Genomic DNA, 24,263 nt, shown 5'->3' on the forward strand with positions numbered 1-24,263 from the left:
TTCAGGGGATGTGCAAGGTGTATCAATGGTATTTACCAAACTTTTTCTTAGAGCTATTTTTTTAGGCCTAAGAGAGTTTTTATATAAGACCTTGATACACCTTGTCATAGTCCCGGATTACTGCAGAAAATCTTCCTCTGCGCCGTTGTCCTCATGAATCTTTAAGCCCTTGAAATAGCGCTTCCGATTCAGTGTCAGCCGCTCGAATCCGGCTTTCTCCAGCGCAAAGTAAAAATCTGCCGTGCTGCGCACATACTCATTGCAATCCAGCGAGTAGTTGCGGTATGCCTGATAGAGCGCCGAGGAGCTTTCCTTAAAGGACTCATCCACATCGCACTTCTCATCCAGAAAATGTCCGAACCAGTCGTTCTGGCTGCGATATTCGTCGATGGCCTTCGTCACACAGTCCGGTACCGGAATCTGGTAGTCCAGCTCGATGACCTTTTTAGCTCCTTCGATGATCCATGCCAGAATGCTTTCACCGGCATTTTCATATAGGTACTCACCGTAATTTTTGATGTCGGCCTTGCCCTCGATCTTGGCATTGAACGGAATCACGATAAGCCTGCGCCAGATACCATCATCAGAGGCGGAGACGCGAGGCAGGTGGTTCGTATACAGAACCAGCGTGTGGCAGGGCTTGAAGGAAAACGGGTCTTTATACTTTTTCTCCGCAAATACATCATCCGTAGAGCAGAGCTGCTTGACGGTAGAGTCGTTGAGCCTTGCGCCTTCCTGCATTTCCGCAGCGATCAGCAGGCGTTTGCCTTTGACCTCAGCCATTTCCGGCTTGATGTTCCTGCGGCAACCGACGGTCAAGGTATCTGCGGATATATTTCCGCTGTAGAGTCCCAGTACGCGGGAGATGGCATTCCAGAAGGTGGACTTTCCGTTGCGTCCATCGCCGTATGCGATGATGAGTGCCTCCACAAAAACCTTCCCGATAGCAGCAAGGCCACAGATCATCTGTACATAGTCGATAAGCTGTTGATCCTTCTGGAAAATCAGATCCAGATTATCCTGCCAGAGCTGCGCTCCCTTACTGCCGGGTGACACGGACGTGATTTTTGTAATAAAGTCATCAGCTGAGTGCTCGCGGGCTCCGGCCATACCTTTGCGAAGGTCGTAGGTCGCCTCCGGTGTGCAGAGCAGGAAGCAGTCAGCGTCCAAGTCTCTCGGCGAGATTTCCAGCATCGGGTGCGTCTCTTTGAGGGTAGATGTAATGTTCTTGGAGTCGCGTCTGCGGACGGCAAAGCTCTGGTAGGCCTTGGCGGCAAGGAACTCCTGATAGGCCTCCATCTGTTCGTCGCTCATCAGCTGTTCAGCTTTGGCCTTGGATGTGTTATCAAGGATTTCTTGCGCTCCGCAATTTTTGAGCTTCTGTAGAGCCTCCATCATATTTCGATTGGCTTCTGCGAGCTGCCTGCGGGTGAGTTCATGAGCGACGGCCTGTGCGCCGGGCTCTGTTTCCTGCCAGTAGTGATCGCTGTATCGGATAAAGTGGGTGGCCGGTGAGTAGCGCAGCTCGTTTGCAAAATACTTCGAGAGCACCTCAGCCTGTCCCACATCGGAAAAGTCCTCCGGCTTATAGCTGTTCTCGTCGTTATAGACCTCTGGAGGGACATATCCGTCCTCACGACAGATCTTGGAATAAAAGCGCTGGGCGCTGTGCCAGATTGTATTAAGCTCGCTGTTATCCAGAGGCGGCACGCAGGTCGCGGCCTTTTCCAGAAAACTTTGGTAGGCTTTTTCTGTATCGCCGTATTTCTTAATGACGATACCGGCAAAGCGGGACATGGTAGCATTACGGCTTCCTTCCGGGATCACGACGTCTTTCTCGTGGCCACCGGGCAGGTCTGCATCGAACTCGTCGTCATTCAAAAATTCAGTGAGGTTCATGCGACCGGGATAGAGCTCCACATTTGGCTCCTGTGTTCCGAAGAAGAAGCGAGCAGCATCCAGCGCCTTCGTATCGAAATACGGAAATATGGAGTTTACCAGCTTCTTCATATCACTATAGAGGGCGGCATCCGTCACCCGGTCGATGGGAAAGAGCACATGGAACTTTGGCCTTGCCGGTTTGCCGTTTTTCTCGCGCTGATTAAAGCGGCTGTAATGGATGGCGAGGCTTACTCCCGGAAATGCCTCCAACACGTCTGCCGGTGTGATCCAGTCTTTCGGATCTTCTGAATGGTCATTATCACAGTCCACGGGAAGACAGTCAGCGGAGAGGAAATTGTCGCTGTTGCGGTAGTGATTTTTGTACTCCGCACACACATAGTCGTGACCGACTGCGGCTTTCATGCTGTCCGTATCCATGACAACGGTTTTATGCGGATAGGAGCAGTTTCCGGGATTGCCGATAAAATCGGCGCTAAACAGGGTAAACATCAGTCGTACACCTCCTCCGATTCTTCCTCCAGCACCTTCGTGATAAATTTCAGGGCGCGGATCATGGTTTCCAGTTCGCAGTCGCCGCCAAGGGTAACTTCAAAACCGTTGCAGCCGAATCTGTCCATAAAAGGCGTGACATGGATATCTGTGCTGGCTTCATCGGAAATGCGGAAATAGGTGCGTCCGCCGTGGCCGGTGTCGCCACCTTTGTAGCCGGTCGTCCCGGCTTCGACCTGCAGAATATTGGCGCTTACCACATCGCGGGTGTAGGTTGTGATCTCAGTGCCATCGAAAAGCTTTCTGCGATTTTCTTTAATTTCATACATAGCGTTAAACCTCCTGACATTCTTCTGTGAAATAGCGCAAGTGATAGCCCTTCCACTTGGCGCGTTTGATTTCTGCTTCCATACCGGATGAGATGCGGCTGCCGAATACCCAGACCTCAGCGCACTTGCTCATGAAGGCATTTCCGAAGAAAAGACCAAGCTCACGTTCTTCTGGATTGTCATCATCAAGGAACTGCGGAAATAGCAGGTGCGGTGCGATAGGGATATATCCCTTGTCCACGGCAAAACGGCTGTAGCGTCTGGCATTGGCCACATTTGTCTCCACATCTCCAGAAAACGGAGAGCAGATGTAGACGATAGGCCGGAAAGCACGAAGGGACTGCTTTTCATTTGCAGCAATCCGGGAGAGTGCTTCACCTGCGGTTGGGTCAGGATAGCCTTCGCTGTTGCGATATTCGTTGCTCACTCAAAAGTCCTCCTTTCCGGGCAGACTTAAAGGCGTCCACCTCCAATTTCCACTGGAGATGAACGCCTGATTTGAGCGGACGATTTTTAATCTTTTTTGTAGAAGGGCGTGGTGTAACCGTCTGCGCGGAGCTTCAGGCCTTCTGCCCACGGCGGAGTCCTGCCCATCTGTTCACAGAGAACGTCAAGTGACATGCGAGGGTCTGCTTCGATGACCAGTTCGTCGTGAATATGCATGACGATGGAGCAGCAGCGCAGCGTCTTCATGGCATAGCAGAGAATGTCGCGGGAGGTTGCCTGCACGATATTTTCCACGAATTTCGGCCCGTATGAATCGAGCCGTTCCCATTTTTTCGTGCTGCCGATGCCCTCATAGGTAATACACTCGCTTCCGAATTTATTCGTACCGACCTTTGGCTTCACATAGGCGAGGTTCCGTCCGGAGGGCAGCGTAATAAAGAGCATCCCGGAGCGGCAGGAGAAGGTAAGCCCATAGCTGCTGGTTGTGTGTTTATACTTCACAGCCTCCATGACAGCGCGGTCGACATCCCACCAGAATTTTACGATGTTGGGATTTGTCTGCCTCCATGCGTCCACCAGAGGAGGAAGCTCATCCTCGGAAAGTCCCATCTCTATAGCGCCCATTGCCTTTAAGGCTCCGACCGAGCCGCCGTAGCCGAGCGCGAGTTCCGCGATTTTGCCTTTTTGACGCAGATGGCCGTTAATGCCATGCTTCTCAACCGGAACATGGAACATCTGACTGGCACTGGCGCAGTAGATGTCACCTCCGGTTTCAAAGACTTTTTGACGCCACGTCTCACCGGCATACCACGCGATGACTCTTGCTTCGATGGCACTGAAGTCGGAAACATAAAACTGCGTACCGTCTTTCGGGATGAACGCTGTCCGGATCAGTTGAGAGAGGGTGTCCGGGGCGTCTTCATATAAGAGTTTCACGGCATCAAAGTCGCCAGATTTTACAAGAGCGCGTGCGTCGGCCAGATCCGGGAGATGATTTTGCGGGAGGTTTTGTAATTGTATAAGCCTGCCTGCCCAGCGTCCGGTACGATTAGCGCCGTAAAATGCAAACATGCCGCGAGCCCTGCCGTCATCACAGACCGCACGCTCCATCGTTTGATATTTCTTGACGGAGGATTTGGCAAGCTGCTGTCGGAGCTCCAGAACGGTCTGAAGTTCGGGCGGAGCGGTTTTGATAAGCTCTGCCACGACTTTCTTTCCAAGGCTGTCGGTTTCGAGTCCGTTGTCAGAGAGCCACTGTTTCATTTGCTGGACGGAGTTTGGATTATCAAGTGCTGTCATATCTTTCATGGCAGCAGTCAGTTCTGACCGGGAGCGGGAGTCCATTTCGATGGCTTCTTTTACCAGATCCATATCGAGTCGGACACCACGATCGTTGATTTCCTGATCGATATGGTATTCATCCCAGACCTCCTCCGGCACAGGGAATTTGGCAAGACGATCCTTAATGCCAATCTCGGTCTCTACATCTCTGATATTATATTTTTTGAAGGCTTCCCACTTGTCCGGCGCATTAAAAGGGTGGTTCCTTGTGCGACCGCCGTTTGCTTTCGTCGGAGCGCAGGGCACGGAGAAGTATTTGATCAGGTCTTTTCCCTCCGTGAGTTTCTGTTTTTCAAGACCGAGGACGGCACCGACGCCTTCCAGAGAAAGCGGCAGTCCCATTGTTGCCGCCCAGACCATAGAGCAGCGCCAGCTTTCCGGATTTAAGAAGCGTGCGCATTCGGTCGAGAGAGGGTGGTTATCATGGAAGGGATCAAGGCTTACTCCAAGATCACGGAGATATCGTGACAAGCACACCCGTTCAAAATTTGCGTTGAAAGCCCATTTGATGACAGTATCATCAGTCAGAGCATCTATAATTTTCTGTGGCAGGTGCTCTCCCTGTGCAAGGTCAATGACCGTCACCTCGGAGCCGTCGGCACTGTAGCCGAACAGTAGTATCTCAAAATCCGGTGACTCGGCATATTTATATACGCCGCACTTGGATAGGTTCACGTCGCTGTAGGTTTCGATATCAATACTGAGTGTTTGCATAGATTTTCACCTCAATTCAAACAAGCGGCTTAAGATCACTCCTAAGCCGCCTGCCGGTACTGGATTATTTCAGGGATTCCATACGCTTGATATGGTATTCGTCGTCCTGCGCGGCCTTTTTCTCCTCGCGTTTCTCACGCTTGAAGTCGTTGATCACCGTCTGGATGGCGACCACTGCCCAAGACAGAACTACGATGCAGAAGCATCCGATCAGGATGTTGCAGAGAAGGGATGAAATCATAACTGTGCTTTCCATTGTTTTGCGCTCCTTTCCTTAGTTGAGAAAATCTTCATCGTCGTCAGTAGCAAAGTCGGACTCAGCGCTTGCCTTGCCGCCGAGAGGCTCACCGTCACGGATCTTCTGCAGGTTGTTGAGCCCGCAGGCGATTCCCTTGTTGCCGGAAGAGTTGAAAGCATAAAACGTGATGCTGGCTCTGCCGTACACGCCGCTGTACACTTCGGAGCGGGTGAGAATCGGATTAAGGTCTGCGTCCACGATGCCGGGTGCAGAGGTTGCATTGGCGTTGACGAAGTAGGCGTTCTTGTAGGCCTCGTCGTCCGGACGTTCTGCATCGCCATCGCGCAGAGGAGTCTTCAAAACAGAGAGCGCCGGTACGGACTTGCCGTTGCCCTTGAGCTTGGCCTCTCCCTCCTTGTAGGCAGCTTCGATAGCAGCCTGAATCTTGGCGATGGTCTTGGTGTCGGACTTCGGGATAATGAGGCTCACGCTGTACTTGGGTGTGCCGCCGTTGATAGACTTCGGCTCCCAGACGTTTGCATAGCTCCAGCGAGTGTCAACACCGGTGATAACCTTCATGGGATTGCTGATTTTTACATTTTTACTCATTGTCGTTTTCCTCCATAAAATCATTTTTTGCTGTATTCATGGCCGGGCGCTTGTCGCTATCCGGCACAAGTGTGGGTTTGCCCTGCGGCTTTTCAATGTAAGCCGTCAGGAGTTCATCAAAGCGGGATTTGCCGAGGAGCTTCTGCATGGCGGTGATGCCGAGCAGCTTTTTCTCATACGGGTCAAAGCCTGCTTTCTCGACCGCGTCAATGACGGCGGTCTCATTGCTGTATCTGCGGTTGCTGCGTCCTTCGACGATCTTGAAACCTGTCCATTCCTTACCAGCGAGCGCCTGCTGCAGAGCGTATTCCTTAATATCGGAAGCCCAGCTAACCAGTTCATCTACCTTGCCGAGAATGACCTCGATCTCGGTATCTGTAAGCAGTGGCGGGAGCTTGAAATCATGCTGCGCGAGTTTCAGATTCGCCTCGGCTCTGGCGCGGCACTCGTTCTTAGCCTTGCAGAAGCCGCACCATTCACCGCACAGGAAGTTCCCGTCACCGGCAAAAGCCAGATCTGCGGTAGGCTTCAATACTTCATCCGCCCAGCGATACAGGTCGTCCTTGCTGATTTCGTAGGTGCTTACGTTCTGTCGTCTCGGTTGGTAAATGGTCATGGAAACCTGATCGATGTCGTAAATGTCATCGAAAAGCTCCAAAGCGCCGAGGGCATAACACTGCATCTGCGGATTCTCCTCTGCGGAGACTAAGACGCCTAAGCCGTGCTTGTAGTCGATCACCCGGAGCGTACCGTCTGCAATGATGACGCAGTCGGCGGTTCCGAAGCCCTGTTCTACCCAGCGGGAGAAGTCAACTCGCTGTTCGATAAGGACTACCGGGTCAGCACAGGTTTCCTTGGCGGCTTCGATCTGCTCCAGCACATATTCGGCATAGCCGCTGGTGCAGTCTTCCATCTCCTCGGAATACCACTTGAGGCTGTCGGTCGGGTCTTCTGAAGGAAGTCCCAGCGCGGTTTTCAATTTGTGCTCACCAAGCGCATGAGCATCGGTGCCTTCTGCAGCGTAGTCTGATCCTTTGTCCTCATAGGTTTCGCAGAGCCTTGCCGACGGCGGGCAGTGCAGCCACCTGTCGGAGCTGGATGCGGACAGGATTGCGTGTGCTTTAGCTGCCATTGCCGATCACCTCCGCGCCCTTCATCAGGGCTTCGTAGTTTGCCGGGGCGATCTCCGAGAGCTTTGCGGCACCGTACTTTTTTAGCAGGGCGCGTACTTCTGCGGTATGACCGGCGCGGGACTTCTCAGCAAGGACGGCTCTTACGTCCTCCAGCTTGAGTTCAGGCTTCGATTCCTTCTTGGTGGGAGCTTCCGTGGCCTGCGCTTTGTTGTCATCGCCGGAAAACTGCTGGTAGAGCCAGTCAGCTGCGGCATTAATAGAAGCAGCAGCGGTGCGGAGCTCTTCGATGGTCTGTGCCATTTCTGCCATTTTTGACATTCTCTTTTCCTCCTTCCTCGGATTGGCTTGCGGCAAGGAGTGAGAGGTTCCTTGCCAGTCTGGCGGATACGTGACTGATGGAATTCAGGAGCTTGATCTCCTCGTTCACGTTGCCGCCGGTGTCTGCGTAACTGCGAATCATCTGTTGTTCACCTCGCTTTCTGAAGGCTGTGTTCTCTTGCCTTCACCTTCCACTGGAGATGAACTGTCGATTTGAGCGGAGGATTTTATAAAAAATTTCCGACCACCATCCGAAAGAGGGACAGTGGCCGGAAAGGGTGTGGTTCGTGGTCTTAGTATTACTTATCGCCGGTAATCCTGCGCAGGTCGGTGCGATATTTCTTCATCTGATCTGCGAAGGTCTTCTGCGGGCGACCGAGTTCTCTTGCAATAGCACGGTCGGAGATGCCCTCCGGGTGATCCTTCCAAAGCTGGATGATGATATCGGCCTCCGGGTCAAGCTCACGCAGTCTGGCAAAGAGCTGCTCCAGCAGCATGCGGTCGGCGATGACTTCCTCCATCGGCTTACTGCGGTCGGGAATATAGTCGCCGAGGGTGCCGTTGCCATCAGGGAGTGGCTGATCCAGAGAAGTAATGTCGCCTGCCGCATGGTATTCGCAACCGATACAGTCGCCGTCGCACTTCCAGATAAAGCGGTAAGGACACATGCACCTGCCGTGATCCTGCTCTTTGTGGCGAATACGGTCAGCTTCCTTATAGAAGGAGTCGTGCTGTTCTTTGGTGACCGGTACCTTCTCGCCGGTGCTGCGAACGTAGATAAAATAGGTCTTCTGATTGTCGTTGTTTTGCATAATGAAAGCCCTCCTTCGGCTTTTGCCGAAATGGAGAGCTCCAGACATGCAAAACCAGACCACAGGCGTGAGAGCATACCGAAGGATTACTCCATTTCGGCTGCACCTCACTTCCGGTGATCGGTACAGTATTTGATTGTCATCGGTAGTCACGTGGAACCGGAAACACCCTGCGCAGATGGCTCCCACGTGCTAATTACATTTTAGTCAGGAGAGAAAAAAACCAGAAAACTCGACGAGTCGCAGAAATGCCTTGAAACAGGCGTTTTTACGAGTCTTGAATAGGGTACAGATTTTGTGAAAAGACGGCGATGGTAAGGAATATAGGCATAAAAAAATCCGACTCGGCGAGTCGGAAAAATTTAAAAAACCGCACCTCCATGACGGAAGTGCGGCAAATTAGGTCTGCTTACAGGCGTTGTTTGGAGCCGAGCGGCTCATAATTGTATGATTCAAGAAACTCGTTTGCATCATCAATGGACATCCCAGAGAAACCGGTAATGCAGTATTTTAATGCTTGGTGCTCATCAGATTCATCAAATGCATGCCCGGCAAGTTGCAACAACTTTTCGGTTGTTCCAATATCAAGGTCAAGTCCTCTGCCTATAGCGACAATCGTTCTCAGACTTGGCTTTGTATCGATGTTCTTCTCGGCTTTTCGGTACACCTCTTCGCCGAGACCGGTCAAAGAACAGAAATGCGATTTACTAAGTCCGCGAGACTGCACGATCTCAAAAATGACCTCCCAGCAGGTTTTATTCACACCTGTTATCTTTCTTGCGGCACTCTGGCGCTCGAATTCTTCGCGTTTCTTTTGCAGCGCCTCGGACATCTGAACGGCGGAGGCACTTTGTTTGGAATCGTATTTTGAGGCTTTGCGCTCTCCGGTTTCACGGTGAAACAGCTCGAATGGGAAGTGTTTTTCTGCATCATCTGCCCGCAGGGACTGCCATGTAAATTGCAGGGTGCATTCATTCAGATTTGCCCATGCATAATCAGTAAGGGTCGGCTTGCCTTCATTGTTACGATCGATGTATTGCTCGTCGTTGATAACAAAGTATCCGTCCACATACCGAAAAAGACCAGAATCAACAAGGTTGCGGAATTCGCTGCTGGTGCGATAGGCATAGAACGCATCACGCTGGTCTAAGTATCCGTGGTATGGAGATTCTTCGTCATACTGGTAGATGATAGCAGCGTCTTTGTAGCCGGTTTCCATCATACGGATCAATGCTGATTGACGGGACACACCATAGAATTCACGCAGCTCCTCGGCAACGGAAGTGAGAATAGCTGGTTTTATAGGACTATTTTCATAATCGTATGCCTGTAGAAGCTCATCTACTTTCATTCGAAAAGTACGATATGGCATGAGAATACGAGGCGCCATATTGTTTGCCTGCCACTCCATACGTTGGATATCAGACCACTCCTCATCTTTCTGAGGGTATGCCATATTGGAAGGACAGCGGCATGCAACGAAGTCCTGACCATAGAGGACATGTTTTATCGCTGCATACATTCGGTGCTTATACCAGTGATAGACTTCATGGGCGATTGTGTTTTTAACGCACCCAAGATTCCGCTCCCAGAAGGTGTAGGCATCTACCAAAATGGTGCCGCGCTTTACATCGATTGTTGTTTCTGAAACCTTAAAAAGATCATAGATGGTTGCCTTTCCTGCAGTGAAGTATATTTCTCCAAAAACACTGAAATCATCTGTGATTCGATTGCCTTGGATAATTTCAAGTCCCATATCTTTTGCAATATCAGCAATAGGGACGGCCATTGGCTTTTCCAGTGCTTCCGGGAAATATTGCTGGAGAAAAGTTGTAGCTTCATCATCCAAATCCTTTTTGTATAAGATTGGAACTATGTTCTTCGAGACAGCATGACCATCCGTTTTGCGAGGTTGGCCAGAGGTGTACCCGGAGATATTCTTAACAGTAACAGATTCGAGTTTATCGGTTACGACCGCCACACAGGAAAGGACGAGCCATTGACTTGTTTCGTGCGATGCTGTGCCTTTGTATGTATCTTCGGTCAGATTGATTGTGCAGCTTACGACCGCGTCAAACAGAAGGCTGTCTTCATCTATTCGGATATTCTTTGTATATTCGAGGATCATGTCCTCAAGCATGGCAGAATCCGGATTCTGAATTCTGGAATAAGATAAATTCAGGGCATAAGGATGCTCTGCAATGTATGTATAAGCTGCCTCCCACATGGGGCGGTAGCACACAGTATATATAAACTGCTCGATCTCGTTGTTATACGTTCCCACGGCCAGCAGACTCCCTTTCTTGAATACAAAATTTGAGAATTTAAGGATACAGACACAGTATAACATAAATATGCTGATTTTTCAATAGTAACGAAAGAAAATTCTTGCAAATGTGAAGAAATACTCTTGATTTTTCAAAGACTCTGTGCTATACTGTGGAAGTACAGTGGCAAAAATCACGTTTTTGAAAATCGAGAGGTGACTACCGTGGAAGTTAGTTATAAAAAATTGTGGAAAATATTGATTGACAAAGACATGAAGAAGAAAGACTTGCAGGCAGCTGCCGGGATAAGCTGGGCTTCGGTAACCAAGCTCTCGAAGGGAGAGACAGTAAGCATGGAAGTTCTAATGAAAGTGTGTAAAACGCTGAATTGTGATATTGGGGACATCATGGAGCTAATCCCCACAGAAGAAAATGAAACTACTTGAGGAGTGATATGATGTCCGGCAGGAAAAAGGGCGTAATCAGTAAAGCAAGTCCTCATACGATCAAGAAATTTGAGTTGATTGAGGAATATATAAAATCGTGGGCACAGAAGTTGCTGCTGACTGAGTCTTGCAATGGGCTGATCTTTATAGACTGCATGTGCAACAGTGGTGTATACACCGACGATGCTGGGCAATTGGTGAAAGGTACAGCAGTACGTGTCTCAGAAGCACTTAGGGAAGCATCAAGATCCTATACGGAGAAAAATATACACATTTACTTAAATGACAAGGATAAAGCGCGCGTAGATGAGTTGAAAAAGCATCTTCCACAGGATGAGCGCAATTTTAAGATTGTAACGTCCTGCAGTGATGCGCACGAGCTACTCCGAACTATCGGACCACAGTTATATGGAACCGGGCATCTGCATTATTTCCTGCTCTACGATCCGTATGATGCGACCATCGACTGGGAAGCACTTCTGCCGTTTTTCCGAAACTGGGGTGAAGTTATGATTAATCACATGGTTTCAGATCCGGTGCGGGCGATCACAAGCGCCAAGAAGAAAACGACCAAGGCAAAGTATGAGAACACTTATCTGGAAGACTTTGAGAAGCTGGTGCCTTACGGAAGCGACAAGAAGGCTTATGAGGCCAGAGTGGAGGAAATCATAAATTCACTAAAAGGAGCCCGCAGATACTATGTATCGGCATTTCCGTTCTATAACACGCAGAATTCGCTCGTCTACAATTTGATTCACTGCACGAGTAACAAAGAGGGATTTAAGCTCTACAAGAAGAGTGCATGGAAAGTTTTCGGAGCTCAGTCCTCGACAAAACATTCGGTTGAGAACAGACAGTTGTCATTCAATCTTTTCGGAGAGATCACAGAAGAGGAAGATGAAAGCTGTTTGCATGTTATCGACATCGCGAAATATCTACAGCGCTGCCTGAAAGGCCGCAAGCAAGTGCCTCTTGATGAGATGTGGGAACTTTTGGATAACCATCCGATTTTTCCGTCAGAGGGATTTCGTAATGATATAAAGAGTGATCTCACGGGTTTCTTTGACGCGAAGATCGAACAGATTGTGAATCCTGATACAGGAAAGAAGGAAACGGTGATCTCTTTCTCTTCATGAGACAGAGTTTCATATAGATGAGGTGATTGGAATTTATGGCAACGTCGCAGAAATTTGGTGGCAATTGGACTGAGGAGAAGCTGAATATCTTCACCAGCTATCTGGACGCATACCTGATTGCACTACAAAACCAGAAGTTCAAGAAGATTTATATAGACGCCTTTGCTGGAACCGGCGAGATTGAAACCAGCGACGGAGGGCAGTATCTTGTGGGCTCCGCTAAGCGTGCACTGGCGTCTGAAAAGAAGTTTGATCACTACTATTTTATAGAAGCGGACTCTCAGAAGGCGGGAGAACTTCAAGATATGATAAACTCCGAGTTCCCGCAGATGAGGCGAATTGTGACGATTTTTTGCGGCGATGCGAACGATAAGCTTGCGGAGATTATTAGCAATGTAGATTGGAGATTTAACAGAGGATTGCTGTTTTTAGATCCGTATGCGACGCAGGTAAATTGGACTACGCTTGAAAATGTAGCGCAGACGAAATCAATAGATGTATGGTACCTGTTTCCGTTCTCTGCACTGGAACGGATGCTGCCGAAAAACGGAAAGTACGATAAATGGGAGGATTGCATAGATCGATTGCTTGGAGATTCCGGATGGCGAGAGGAATTCTATAAGAAAGATCCTCAGATGACGCTTTTTGACCTATTCCCGGAGCCCGGACAGAGTGATGGCGAGCGGATGGTTAAAGACGCAAATCCAGAGCACATAAAGGAGTATATCCTCGCTCGGCTTGGGACAATCTTTCCATGCGTGTCAAAGCATGCACGGATTTTCAGGAACAGCAGAAACTCGCCGATGTTCCTATTTTGCTTTGCCATTGCGAGCGAAAGCCCGAAAGCGCAAGGACTTGCACTGCGGATGGCAGACCACATATTGAAGAACAAGTAGGCGGAGGAAGAAAGCAACTTGAAGACGATAGAACGAAAATCCATGCTTTATCAAACAGGGGTAGAGTATGGTGACTACACAATGAATCACGTGCAGGGCTGCGCACATGGGTGCAAATATCCATGTTATGCATTCCTGATGAAGAAGCGATTCGGGCAAATTAAAGATTATGAGAGCTGGCTTGAGCCGGTGCTTGTATCAAACACGCTTGAATTGTTGGATAAAGAGATACCAAGGCTCAGAGATAAGATTCAGTCTGTTCAGCTTTGCTTTACCACAGATCCGTTCATGGAAGGATATCCAGAGGTGTCCCAGATGAGCATTGCGGCTATCCGAAAGCTGAACGAGGCCGGAATCAAATGCACTACGCTGACGAAGGGATTGCTACCTATAGAATTGGCAGATCTTTCTCCGGAAAACGAGTACGGGATCACACTGATCACTCTGGATGAAGCCTATCGGGAACAGATGGAACCGGGCGCTGCTTCCTGCGCAGATCGACTGGCAGCGTTGAGAGCACTCCATGATGCCGGTTGTAAGACATGGGTAAGTATGGAACCGTATCCAACACCGAACATGGTTGAACAGAATCTGCATGAAATATTGGAAGAGGTATCTTTTACAGATCGGATCATTTTCGGGAGAACGAACTATAGTAAGGTAGCAAACGCCTACGAAGGGCATAGGCATTTTTACAATGAGTGCGCAACAGAAGTGATTTCCTTCTGTCAGGAGCACGGTATTGATTATCATATTAAGGAAAAAACAATAACGGAAGAATGAGGTGGCGTTATGGCATTATTACAAGACCTGATCCAGCAGATTGACGATCCGGCGCTCAAGGAGAGAATCTTGCAGGAAACAAATAAATTACTGAAGCAGAAGAAGTTCGGATTAGTGTTTGAAGAACATCTGCCGGAGTGCACGCCGCTTTATGACGTACCGATTCGTGTTGGCTCAAAGGTCGCTCTGAAGACAGGGTATGTCAGTGATATTTATACAGTTATGAAGATTGACGGTGATGACGTGATTTGCGACCGGCGTGAGACTCATGAACAAAAGACCTTCAGGCTGGATGAGATTGTTGCGATAGCAGAATTCGGTGAGCCAATTTATCCTACTCTAAAACCGATTGACACTGTGGAGAATGCTCCGGACAGCGGCCTTTGGCATACACTGATTGAGGCGGACAATTACCATGCGCTGCAGCTTCTGGAATATCTTTATGCAGAAAAGGTGGACTGCATCTATATCGATCCACCGTACAATACCGGTGCCAAAGACTGGAAATACAACAATGACTATGTAGATGGTTCTGACGCTTACCGTCACAGTAAATGGCTATCCATGATGGAAAAGCGCTTGAAGATTGCCAAAAGGCTGCTTAATCCAAAGGACTCCATTATGATCGTAACCATTGATGAAAAGGAATATCTGCATCTTGGATGCCTGCTTGAGGAACTGTTTCCGGATGCGAGGATTCAGATGATCAGCACTATGATAAATCCAGCAATCGTTGCACGTGCTGGCGAGTTTGGCAGGAGTGGGGAGTATATTTTCTTTGTTTACTTCGGAGAAGCATCTCCGCAGAGAGTAAAAATAAACAGAGAGTGGGTTTCGGATCGAGGGAGGACTCACACGGGAAATATCCGGTGGGATCTTCTTAAGCGTTCTGGTACGGGAGCTACGAGAAAGGATTCTCCGGGAGGATTCTATCCGATATACATTAATCCTGAGAATGGAAAAATCGAAAAGGTCGGTGAGCCTCTGCCAGATGGAGTATCGGAAGCGCCACAGATTGAGGGCTTATATTGCCTTCTTCCAATTCGTAATGATGGTTCAGAAGGCCGTTGGCAATGGTCAACAACTACTCTGCTGGATGGATTGAAAGAGGGACGTGTTAAGGTCGGTGGGGATAATCGCAGAGGCTTTACAGTTTACCGTTTGGCACGTGCCGAATACGCAAAGGTAGTAAATGGCGAATTTGAGATTAGTGGACGCGGAGTAAACAATGAAATTATCGTGGAAGATATTGATACGGAATATGTATTAGCTGTTCCGGGCGATATCTGGAAAACCGCATCGCATGATTCGACGCAATATGGTTCCAGACTACTTGGAAGTATATTTGGAGAAAAGAGATTTACTTTCCCCAAGTCGGTATATGCTGTGATGGATTGCTTGTATTTTTGCACAGCATATAAACCAGATGCCTTAATCGTAGATTTCTTTGCAGGCTCAGGGACGACGCTTCATGCAGTTAATTTGTTGAATGCAATGGATAAGGGAAACCGCCGCTGCATAATGGTGACAAATAACGAGGTCTCTGATGAGGAACAGAAGCAACTTACGAGGTCAGGATTCAAGCCCGGAGATGAGACTTGGGAGAACTTAGGGATTGCACACAATGTAACATGGCCACGAACGGTATGCACCATTAAAGGAATAGATATTTCTGGGAATCCCTTGTCGGGAGATTATGGTACCTACCACGATAGATACTTGCCTGATGAGGAAGTAAATGGGAAATATAAAAAGGTCAAGATGGCTGACACACCTCAATTGGCAGAAATGAAGATGGCGGACGGCTTTCCTGCGAATGTGGCTTTCTTCAAACTGAGCTTTCTTGATAAAACTTCAGTTGCTCTCGGCAGGCAGTTCCGCGAGCTGCTTCCGGTGCTCTGGATGAAGGGCGGAGCTGTTGGTAAGTGCCCGGCTCTTGAAAACGATGATCTCCCGAACATGCTGATTTTGCCGCAGAACCAGATGGCTGTTTTGGTAGATGAAATATATTATTCCGAGTTCGATGCGGAGTTAAGTCAGCATCCGGAAATCCAGACAGTTTTCATTGTAACGGATTCAGAAACGGCATACCGGTCGATGATCCGCACTTACGATGGAAAAGACTGCTATCAACTTTACAGAGACTATCTGGATAATTTCAGGATTAATACAGGGAGGTAACCATGAGAGTAGAATTATTCCCTTTTCAGAAGAGAGCTCTTGCTGATATCCGTATGAAGACTGCGGAGGCAATGGGCAGCTATCACAGAACACATGCACCACAGGTAGTTTCTTTCACTGCGCCGACTGGAGCTGGAAAGACTATCATCATGTCTGCGTTGATTGAGGCTGTTCTTTTCGGCGACGAACAGTATATGGAACAGCCGGATGCAATCATCGTCTGGCTCTCGGATTCGCCTCAGCTGAATGAGCAGTCAAAACAAAAGATTGACTCCAAGGCAGATAAGATCAAGCTGTCGCAGTGCGTTACGGTTTCCGAGGAATCCTTTGATAAAGAGGTGTTTGAGGATGGTCATGTTTATTTCTTAAATACGCAGAAGCTGTCGGTTACCTCCAAGCTCACGAAAAACGGCGATGGCAGGACTTATACGATCTGGCAGACGCTTGCAAATACTGTCCGGGAAAAGAGCGACCGGTTGTACTTTATCATCGATGAAGCGCACCGTGGCATGCAGGGACGTGAGGCAAGCAAGGCCACTACGATCATGCAGAAGTTCATCAAGGGCAGTGATTCGGATGGCATTCCGCCCATGCCGGTTGTCATCGGCATGTCCGCTACCACGCAGAGATTTAATGCGCTGGTCGAAGGTACATCCTCTACAATTCACAAGTCTATCGTGACGACGGATGAGGTTCGAGCTTCTGGCCTTTTAAAAGATAGGATCGTTATTACCTATCCGGAGGAAGGCACAGTCAATAATGATATGGCCATTTTGCAGGCTGCTGCGGATGATTGGAAAGAGAAGTGGGAGCATTGGACGCAGTATTGCTTCGAGCAGCACTACGCCTATGTAAACCCGATCCTGATCATTCAGGTTTTGAATGGAACCGGTGATGCCCTGACGGATACAAATCTGGATGACTGTATAGCAAAGATCGAGGAACGTACTGGCTTTAAGCTGGAAAGTGGACAGGTGGTGCATACCTTTGGCGGTACAACAGCAACACTGACCGTCAATGGACTCGATGTGCGTTACGAGGAGCCATCTAATATTGCCGAGGATAGGAATATTCGCGTGGTATTCTTCAAAGAGAATCTTTCTACTGGTTGGGATTGCCCGCGAGCAGAGACCATGATGTCCTTTAAGCACGCTAACGACGCCACATATATTGCGCAGCTTCTCGGTCGAATGGTAAGAACGCCGATGCAGATGCACATTCAGGTGGACGACGTTTTGAACGACGTGCATCTCTATTTGCCGTACTTCAATGAGGATACCGTCAAGGACGTTGTGGAAGCCTTGCAGAGTACAGAAGGCGGAGACATCCCGACCGATATTTATGGCGAGACCTTGTCCGGAAAGAAATTTGAAACGCTGACTGTCAGACCGAAGAAGAAAAAGGAAGAGCAGCAGACGCCGGGGCAGATGACTCTATTCGATGTGTTCTCAGGGCAGAACACAGGAGAACAACAGCCTGCGGGAGCAACTTCGGAGCCAACAGATGACACGACTCCGACATCACAGTCTCAGGTCACTGGTGGACAAGCTCAGCAAACAGAAACGACAGAACAAGTCCAGACACAGTCGAGCGCAGATACAACGGCTCCTGCCCAGTCTGCACCGGTTACATCACAGCCATCTGACACGGCAATACAGTCCGAGAATAATGCTGCGGGAAGTCAGCAGACGGATCAAATGGAAACTCCTGAAGAGGAAGATCTGTTTGATCGTGAAGAGGTTATGAAATTTATAAATGATGCAGGTTTGCTTTCCTATAACGTCAGAGCGCTCAGGATCAATGATTACCTGAAATCTCTGTATAGGATGGCACATCTGCTTACGATGTCCAAATTACATCGTGAGGCCATCCGGGAAGTTCAGGATGAGATTGTTGAGATGATTCACAGTTATGTGGAAGGTCTCAAGGCAAACGGAAAATATGACGATCTTGTACAGCAGGTCAAGCAGTTCAAACTGGCAACTCAGATTTTTGATGCCTTTGGAGAAACCGTGGACAATTATTCGGTGCATGATATGTTCACGACGACGGATACTGATATTGAGCGGCAATTTCAGATTGCGGATGTAAAGCTCGGTCGAGAAGGCATCGGTATGGCCTATGGAAACAAGTATATGGATATGTCTGATCTGACGGCATTTAAAGTTGACGTTATTCTCTTTGTGGCGGACGAAGAGTGCATGAACCGGTTACATTCCTATGCGGAGACCCGTTTTCACGGCCTGAATGATGATTATAGAAGATACATTGCCACCATAGAATCAGAAAAAATCCGTAAAGAGTATGACAGCATTGTCTCTGATGGTGATCCTGTCAGCAAGCATAATTTCCGCTTGCCAGAAACTATACAGGTTCCTCATGAGGTTGGTGGTAAAGAATACAGAGATCATCTTTTTGTCAGTGAAGCGACTGGAACCGCAAAGCTGAAACTGAACGGATGGGAAGCCGAGCTCATCGAGACGGAGGAGAAACGTCCGGACTTTGTATGCTGGATTCGTAATCCATCCAGAGGCTCATGGGCACTCTGCATTCCATATGAAATCGACGGAGAAATCAAGCCGACTTATCCGGACTTTATTGTCGTAAGAAGAGATGAGCGTGTTGGGTATGTAATTGATATCCTTGAGCCTCACAGCCCAGATTTTAAAGATAACCTTGGAAAGGCTAAGGGCTTTGCTGAATACGCACGCCAGAATCCGGGAGTTGGAAGAATTCAGCTCATCCGCATGAGCAAGGATGCAGTCGGAAAGAATCAGTTTAAGAGGCTGGATATGTACCGGACGGCAATCCGGGATAAAGTTTCCCACGCAATCAACACTGATGAGTTGGATCATATTTTCGATACAGACGGAGTTATCGAGTAAGGAGAAGCATCATGTACGAGAAAATAAAGAATGACATAGCACAAGAATATTATGTGAAGAACTATCCCAACGATGGGCAGCGGTTTGTTGCTTGGTACCTTCGTAATATCCATAACCTTGATACCTTTGAGGCTAAAGCCTGCATTACCGATGGAGCCGGAGACAAGCAGATTGATGCGGTTTATATCGATGATCAGTCATCGACAATATACATTATTCAGGGAAAGTTTTACAAAGGCGACACTGTGGATGCAGAACCTCTTCGTGAGGTAACATCGTCGTGGATTCAAATTAAAAATCTTGCAAAGTTGCAGGAGGCGGCCAATGAAAAGCTGCAGGCAAAAATCAGTGAGATTGCTACGGCCTTAGAGGACGACTATGAGGTTTGTTTTGAACTGATTACCACATCCGGTTTGACAGATTCTGCTAAGTCTGATCTGGCTGCTTTTCAGGCTGAACTTGCGGAGAGCGAAACTTTGAGCGCGAATCTTGTGCTTGTTGACAATGAAACTCTTCAGGCTCGATATGACGAGGCATTGAATCGAAATCGTCCCTATATCAATTATGAATTTTCAATTGAACAAGGGAAATATATGGAGATGCAGATTGGCGCGACAAGAGCTGTTATCGCAGCTATTCCGCTGAAAGAGTGTATAAAGATTCCCGGCATCAAGGACGGGACACTTTTCAGGAAAAATGTACGCCAGTCTCTTGGTACCGGGAATAAGGTTAATAAGGGAATCGCTCGTACACTACGAAATAATCCGGAGGAGTTCTTTTTCCTTCACAATGGAATAACGGCAATTTGCTCGTCTATCAAAATTGTCAATGGAACCATGAGCGTAAAGGAATTGAACGTGGTTAATGGCTGCCAATCCCTGAGTACGATCTTTAATTGCAGTGAGTCCGTCCGCAATGTCAGCGACGCTTATATAATGTTCCGCTTCTATGAGATTAGTAATGCAGAGCGTGCAGATGAAATCAGTACATGCACTAACTCCCAGAGCGCTGTAAAAGCTCGTGATTTGAGGAGCAATGATAAATATGTTCTGGCGATGAAGAAGGCATACGAACAGCATTTTACTGACGGATACTTCATTACAAAACGCGGAGAGAATGCTGATCCGGTTAAATACAACACAGCACATATTGTGGATCTGACATCACTCGGCAAACAGCTGATTGCGTGGCACTCTCAGAGGCCTACGATCTCCTACAGTGAGAGCAGAATATTCGACAAGTATTTCGAGCAGCTGTTCCATAGAGAGTATAGTCCAGAAAAGGTTCAGGCGCTTTCTGATCTCTACAAAGAGGTTTATAAGAACTGGGGTAATGATAATCCGCTTGGACTGAACGAGGCCTTGATAGCCCTTAAGGCTTACGCTCCGTATCACCATCTTTTTGCTGTTTCTGTTCTGTTCTGCGAAATCAATAAGATGCAGGATCTTGTTCCGAATCCGGCAGTTGCAATGCAAAAGCTCAAGGACAACGACCTTCTTGATACGGTTATTGAACTCGCCGGTCAGTGTTTGAATATGGGTTTTGAAATTGCACTTGATGATGCAAGTCAGAACAATAAGGTGTTTAGCCCTCCGAACTGGACTAAGGCAAAAGCCTCCTTACGTGATATCCGCACTGCCGTAAAGCAATATCTGATGACTGTGAGAATGACACCCGGTGGGAAGGATATACTCGATAAGTTGAATACAGGTCTCAAAATGTCAAACGATGATTTTGAATCCCGCTGGAGTGCAGACTAAACCTATTAGGGCTTCCTTGCAAAATTTTTCGAGTAAGATTAATTCGCAAAAATTACAAGGCCTCTTATGAAACATCAAATAAAAAGGAAAGGTCGTGAATAAATGAGCAGAATATTATGCCCGGAATGCGGGACAAAAATATCGGATAAAGCTACGAAGTGCCCGCATTGTGGATTTCAAAGTGCCGATCCAAAGAGGCCAATCAGTGAGCAGGACAAATACGAGATGGTTCCGATCTTCGAATATGATATTGAAGAGTGGCAGCCGAATCGCGGAGAGCTAAGCATTATCTCATATGAAGATAATAGGAGTCTTATTCAGTATTTTGGTAAGTGGGAAAATATCAAGATAAAGCTCCCTGCAATAGCAGAAGTAATAGGAGCTATGGCAGGCAAGGATCACATCATGGTTGCTAAGATGGATTCCTATGTGAAGGATCTAATAGACAAGGGAATCTATCGATTCACCATTGATAAGCAGGGAGAAATACTACCAACGATTCGTGACGCAGATGGATTTGTTAAACAGGTGAGACTTGAGGACATGGCTTTGACACCTAATCTCACACAGTCCTTAAACAACTTATCGACGCACGCGGTAATGGCTCAGATTCTTGATGAAATAGAATATGTCGGTGATGCAATAAGAGAAATCCACGTAGAGCTGCAGAATGATCGTCTTGCTATGGCAGAAGGAGCAAGGGATAAACTAATGCAGGCAAGGCTGATTCAGGATGCAAAGCTGAGAGAAGCGGCTATGCTGGATGTTATACATAGTGCGACAGATGCAAAGCGAGTATTGATGCGGAACTTTTCTCAGAATATGTATCATATCACCGAACATTCCCAGAAGTCTGATTTTCAAATGATGCTTGATTTCAAAGGAGAAAAAGACGTCAGCAGGAAGGCAATTGACGCATTTCAGGCACTTGTTTACATTACCAACTCTGTGCAGACCGAGTGTGAAGGATACGCTATGTTGGGAGAATATGAACCGTGCAAGGAATGCTTAGAGGAGTTCAAATCCTTCATAGTGGAAAATAAACTTAATGAGCGAGACACATTATTGTTGCTCAATGAGAATTCTTCTCAAAAGCGGATCGAAGTAGTTGATCAGTTTACCGATATTGCAGCGAGGATTACAGCCTTTGATCCGAAGGCACAAATTGAGTATTCAGTACATAATCTGTTGACCGCAGAAACAGAACATACCGGAGGTGATTCTTATGAGCAATAATAAAGACCCAGAAATTCGTTACTGCAAGAAGTGCGGATGCGAACTTGTAAGCACGAATAAGCACAAGTTATGTGATAATTGCAGACGCGAAAGGAATGCAAATATTAGAAATGGCGTATTAGGTGCAGTGGGCACGGTTGGCAGTATCGCGCTATTTATTGTTACCAAGGGAAAGCATGGTGGTGGAGGAACTAAAGCCTGAGTGAGTTGAGGCGATGGGATTTCGTACTTGTTCCCTCGGAGCGAAGTCTTGAAGCGGTCGGCAAATCCGTGGATTTGCATAATATAGGTAGGAGCATGGCCTTTGACCTGTTTCCGAGAACGTACAGGGGTAAAAATCGGTGTGTTTTACGGCAAAAACACGTTTTGATAAATTCCCGCGAACGACTGCTAAAATCTGACATCAATCTGGAGCAATCGAGCCATGTGGAGACGGTTGCGCTCTTGACCCGTAAAAAGGATGTTGAGAGAATCGACATTGAAATGACCGTGGACAAGGAAGATATGACGGAGAAAGCTACGTATCAGAAGATTAAGGAGTATGTGAAGGAAAAGTACGGGATGAATGTGCATACGAAGTATATTGCGGAAGTGAAGAGAAAACATGGGTTGCCTATGCATGACGCTTCTAATAAGGTGGATGTACCAAAAAGGGACTATCCGGGGTGTCCAGACGATAAGGTAAAGATGATTGAAGAAGCATTTAAATTTTTCGGTATAATAGGAAAATAAATTATAATTATAAAAGAATAGGAGAAAATATATGTTTGCAGGATTTAACGTAAATATTGACATGGACAGATTATTAGAATTAGATGATTATAATAAAATAGGGAAAAAGCTATATGCTAATCAAAGAGAAAAAGTGCATAGAGGTTTAAAAAAATATATATATGAGGATAGAGAGACTTTAAATGCAACTATAATGCAAGAAGATTGGTTTCCTAGTGTAAAAGCAGATATATTTTTATCACATTCGCATGGAGACGAACAGAAAATAATTTCATTGGCAGGTTGGTTATATGAAGAATTTGGATTGATAGCTTTTATAGATTCGTGTGTATGGGGATATGCAAATGATTTGCTTAAAGTTTTAGATGAAGAATATTCGGTCAAGGAAAAAACGATAGAGAGTACTACATATAATTATAACAAGACAATTATTTCATCAAGTCATGTACATATGATGTTATCTATGGCATTGGCTAAAATGATTGACAAAACGGAGTGTCTATTTTTTATAAATACACCAAATTCTATTAGTGTTTCAAAGAAAATAAAAGAAAAGGATATGACGCTCTCACCTTGGATATATGCAGAACTTCAAATATCAGAAATTATACGAAGACAAAACTTAAAAATTTATAGAGGATTTAGTCCAGTATTAGAGCATAATGCAAATTATGACTTTGCGGAAAAAGAATTAAAAATGGGGTATAAAGTATATCTGGGGCATTTGATTGACATAAACGAAAGTGATTTTTATATGTGGGAAACTACACATAAAGATTATGCCTATGCATTAGATGCACTTTATGTTTCTACAGGATTATTGAATGAGGAGATAGTAAGTAATGGAAAGTAAAATAAAACATTTGGAAATGGTAGAGAATATAATAGAGAGAATGGCAAAAAATTGTTTTACACTAAAAGGATGGGGAATTACGTTAATTGCCGGAATCTTTGCTTTGTCAGCGAAATCTACAGAGCAAAAGTATGTTTTGGTGGCATATATTCCTATTTTAGTATTTTGGTTTTTGGATTCATATTATTTGCAGATAGAACGAAAATACAAAATATTATATAAAAATATAAGCGCTAAAAGTGAAAGTGAAATAGACTTTGATATGGATACTAATAATATTATTATAACCGAAAGCGTAGCTAAGAAATTATGTTATTTTAGGTGTCTGTTCTCTGTAACAGAATGGCTTTTTTATTGTCCAACTTTGGTTGCAATAACAATTCTAATAAGAATATTAAATGTTTTTTAACAGTGGTTTTATTCATCTTCAAATATAGTTTCATTCATCTCTGGAAAATCCAATAATTCAGATACAGTCATTCCCAAACCGAGAGCCAGCTTATGCAAGGTTTTCAGTTTGGGATTTTTTGTCTTTCCAGACATGATATTTTCCACCGTAGACTGTGTAATGCCGGATAAGGTAGACAGTTTATTTATGGTGATTTTTTTCTCTTTACATAGGCGTGTAAGTCTTAAAATAATAACTGATTATTCCGGGCGATTAGCCCATGCGCTGAAGCGCGTTCAGCGCATGGGTATCGCCGTTTAGCAAAGGCTGGTCGCAGTTCAGCCCAGGTCATCAAGCATGTGATAGAT

General features: G+C 46.7%; 24 protein-coding genes. 12 read left to right on the forward strand and 12 right to left on the reverse strand.

Features of this window, described 5'->3' with window-relative positions; genetic code table 11:
* Positions 1–117: 117 nt before the first annotated feature.
* The 11 genes from HGO97_RS14010 to HGO97_RS14060 all read right to left on the reverse strand — a co-directional run bounded on the left by HGO97_RS14010 (position 118) and on the right by HGO97_RS14060 (position 10,682).
* Positions 118–2,391 (reverse strand): phage/plasmid primase, P4 family, encoded by a 2,274-nt coding sequence (locus tag HGO97_RS14010; RefSeq protein ID WP_216242829.1) that lies wholly within the window; start codon positions 2,389–2,391, stop codon positions 118–120.
* Positions 2,391–2,720: a hypothetical protein gene (locus HGO97_RS14015; RefSeq protein WP_009242854.1), complete on the reverse strand. Its 330-nt coding sequence runs from the start codon at positions 2,718–2,720 to the stop codon at positions 2,391–2,393. The genes HGO97_RS14010 and HGO97_RS14015 overlap by 1 nt, the downstream gene beginning before the upstream one ends.
* A gap of 4 nt (positions 2,721–2,724) precedes the next feature.
* On the reverse strand, positions 2,725–3,147 hold the full coding sequence (locus HGO97_RS14020; RefSeq protein ID WP_216242831.1) for a DUF7768 domain-containing protein: 423 nt from the start codon (positions 3,145–3,147) through the stop codon (positions 2,725–2,727).
* 86 nt (positions 3,148–3,233) lie between these two features.
* Positions 3,234–5,222 carry a DNA polymerase gene (locus tag HGO97_RS14025; protein WP_216242833.1) on the reverse strand — a complete coding sequence of 663 codons (1,989 nt, stop codon included), beginning with the start codon at positions 5,220–5,222 and terminating at the stop codon, positions 3,234–3,236.
* A 64-nt stretch (positions 5,223–5,286) separates the two neighbouring features.
* Positions 5,287–5,478: a hypothetical protein gene (locus tag HGO97_RS14030; RefSeq protein WP_009242850.1), complete on the reverse strand. Its 192-nt coding sequence runs from the start codon at positions 5,476–5,478 to the stop codon at positions 5,287–5,289.
* Between the two features lie 18 nt (positions 5,479–5,496).
* On the reverse strand, positions 5,497–6,069 hold the full coding sequence (locus HGO97_RS14035; RefSeq protein ID WP_138337770.1) for a DUF2815 family protein: 573 nt from the start codon (positions 6,067–6,069) through the stop codon (positions 5,497–5,499).
* A complete protein-coding gene (locus HGO97_RS14040; protein ID WP_216242835.1) occupies positions 6,062–7,201 on the reverse strand; it encodes a DUF2800 domain-containing protein in 1,140 nt (379 codons plus the stop codon). Before HGO97_RS14040 ends, HGO97_RS14035 begins: the two co-directional genes overlap by 8 nt.
* The gene (locus tag HGO97_RS14045; protein WP_216242843.1) at positions 7,191–7,520 is read right to left on the reverse strand and encodes a DNA ligase; all 330 of its coding nucleotides are present in this window, start codon (positions 7,518–7,520) and stop codon (positions 7,191–7,193) included. Before HGO97_RS14045 ends, HGO97_RS14040 begins: the two co-directional genes overlap by 11 nt.
* Complete coding sequence (locus tag HGO97_RS14050; protein ID WP_216242845.1) at positions 7,456–7,662, reverse strand: hypothetical protein; 207 nt, start codon at positions 7,660–7,662, stop codon at positions 7,456–7,458. Before HGO97_RS14050 ends, HGO97_RS14045 begins: the two co-directional genes overlap by 65 nt.
* 157 nt (positions 7,663–7,819) lie before the next feature.
* Positions 7,820–8,332, reverse strand: coding sequence for a sigma-70 family RNA polymerase sigma factor (locus HGO97_RS14055; RefSeq protein ID WP_216242847.1), 513 nt, complete (start codon positions 8,330–8,332; stop codon positions 7,820–7,822).
* Between the two features lie 409 nt (positions 8,333–8,741).
* Positions 8,742–10,682 (reverse strand): ImmA/IrrE family metallo-endopeptidase, encoded by a 1,941-nt coding sequence (locus tag HGO97_RS14060; RefSeq protein WP_216242849.1) that lies wholly within the window; start codon positions 10,680–10,682, stop codon positions 8,742–8,744.
* A 141-nt stretch (positions 10,683–10,823) separates the two neighbouring features.
* On the opposite strand from HGO97_RS14060, the gene HGO97_RS24030 reads away from it, so the two are divergent.
* The 12 genes from HGO97_RS24030 to HGO97_RS14120 all read left to right on the forward strand — a co-directional run bounded on the left by HGO97_RS24030 (position 10,824) and on the right by HGO97_RS14120 (position 23,916).
* Positions 10,824–11,045, forward strand: coding sequence for a helix-turn-helix domain-containing protein (locus tag HGO97_RS24030; RefSeq protein ID WP_117874444.1), 222 nt, complete (start codon positions 10,824–10,826; stop codon positions 11,043–11,045).
* Complete coding sequence (tcmP, locus tag HGO97_RS14070; protein ID WP_246597449.1) at positions 11,042–12,181, forward strand: three-Cys-motif partner protein TcmP; 1,140 nt, start codon at positions 11,042–11,044, stop codon at positions 12,179–12,181. Before HGO97_RS24030 ends, tcmP (HGO97_RS14070) begins: the two co-directional genes overlap by 4 nt.
* Before the next feature lie 35 nt (positions 12,182–12,216).
* Entirely contained in the window at positions 12,217–13,077 is an 861-nt protein-coding gene (gene tcmP / locus HGO97_RS14075; RefSeq protein WP_216242850.1) for a three-Cys-motif partner protein TcmP, read from the forward strand.
* A gap of 18 nt (positions 13,078–13,095) precedes the next feature.
* Positions 13,096–13,860, forward strand: a complete 765-nt coding sequence (locus tag HGO97_RS14080; RefSeq protein WP_246597450.1) for a radical SAM protein — start codon at positions 13,096–13,098, stop codon at positions 13,858–13,860.
* 9 nt (positions 13,861–13,869) lie between these two features.
* Entirely contained in the window at positions 13,870–16,041 is a 2,172-nt protein-coding gene (locus HGO97_RS14085; RefSeq protein WP_216242852.1) for a site-specific DNA-methyltransferase, read from the forward strand.
* Positions 16,042–16,043: 2 nt separating this feature from the next.
* Positions 16,044–18,926: a DEAD/DEAH box helicase family protein gene (locus tag HGO97_RS14090; RefSeq protein ID WP_216242854.1), complete on the forward strand. Its 2,883-nt coding sequence runs from the start codon at positions 16,044–16,046 to the stop codon at positions 18,924–18,926.
* 11 nt (positions 18,927–18,937) lie between these two features.
* Entirely contained in the window at positions 18,938–20,686 is a 1,749-nt protein-coding gene (locus HGO97_RS14095; protein ID WP_216242860.1) for an AIPR family protein, read from the forward strand.
* Between the two features lie 102 nt (positions 20,687–20,788).
* A complete protein-coding gene (locus HGO97_RS14100; protein WP_216242863.1) occupies positions 20,789–21,922 on the forward strand; it encodes a zinc ribbon domain-containing protein in 1,134 nt (377 codons plus the stop codon).
* Positions 21,912–22,124 (forward strand): hypothetical protein, encoded by a 213-nt coding sequence (locus HGO97_RS14105; RefSeq protein ID WP_216242865.1) that lies wholly within the window; start codon positions 21,912–21,914, stop codon positions 22,122–22,124. Before HGO97_RS14100 ends, HGO97_RS14105 begins: the two co-directional genes overlap by 11 nt.
* A gap of 164 nt (positions 22,125–22,288) precedes the next feature.
* Entirely contained in the window at positions 22,289–22,654 is a 366-nt protein-coding gene (locus tag HGO97_RS14110; RefSeq protein ID WP_246597451.1) for a 23S rRNA methyltransferase, read from the forward strand.
* A gap of 31 nt (positions 22,655–22,685) precedes the next feature.
* Positions 22,686–23,507 (forward strand): hypothetical protein, encoded by an 822-nt coding sequence (locus HGO97_RS14115; protein WP_216242867.1) that lies wholly within the window; start codon positions 22,686–22,688, stop codon positions 23,505–23,507.
* A complete protein-coding gene (locus HGO97_RS14120; RefSeq protein WP_216242868.1) occupies positions 23,497–23,916 on the forward strand; it encodes a hypothetical protein in 420 nt (139 codons plus the stop codon). The genes HGO97_RS14115 and HGO97_RS14120 overlap by 11 nt, the downstream gene beginning before the upstream one ends.
* A gap of 8 nt (positions 23,917–23,924) precedes the next feature.
* Here the strand turns inward: HGO97_RS14120 and HGO97_RS14125 are convergent, their stop codons facing one another.
* Positions 23,925–24,149, reverse strand: a complete 225-nt coding sequence (locus HGO97_RS14125) for a helix-turn-helix domain-containing protein (protein WP_216242885.1) — start codon at positions 24,147–24,149, stop codon at positions 23,925–23,927.
* Between the last annotated feature and the right edge of the window lie 114 nt (positions 24,150–24,263).

This window comes from Faecalicatena faecalis, assembly GCF_012524165.2.
Lineage (GTDB): Bacteria > Bacillota > Clostridia > Lachnospirales > Lachnospiraceae > Faecalicatena_A > Faecalicatena_A faecalis.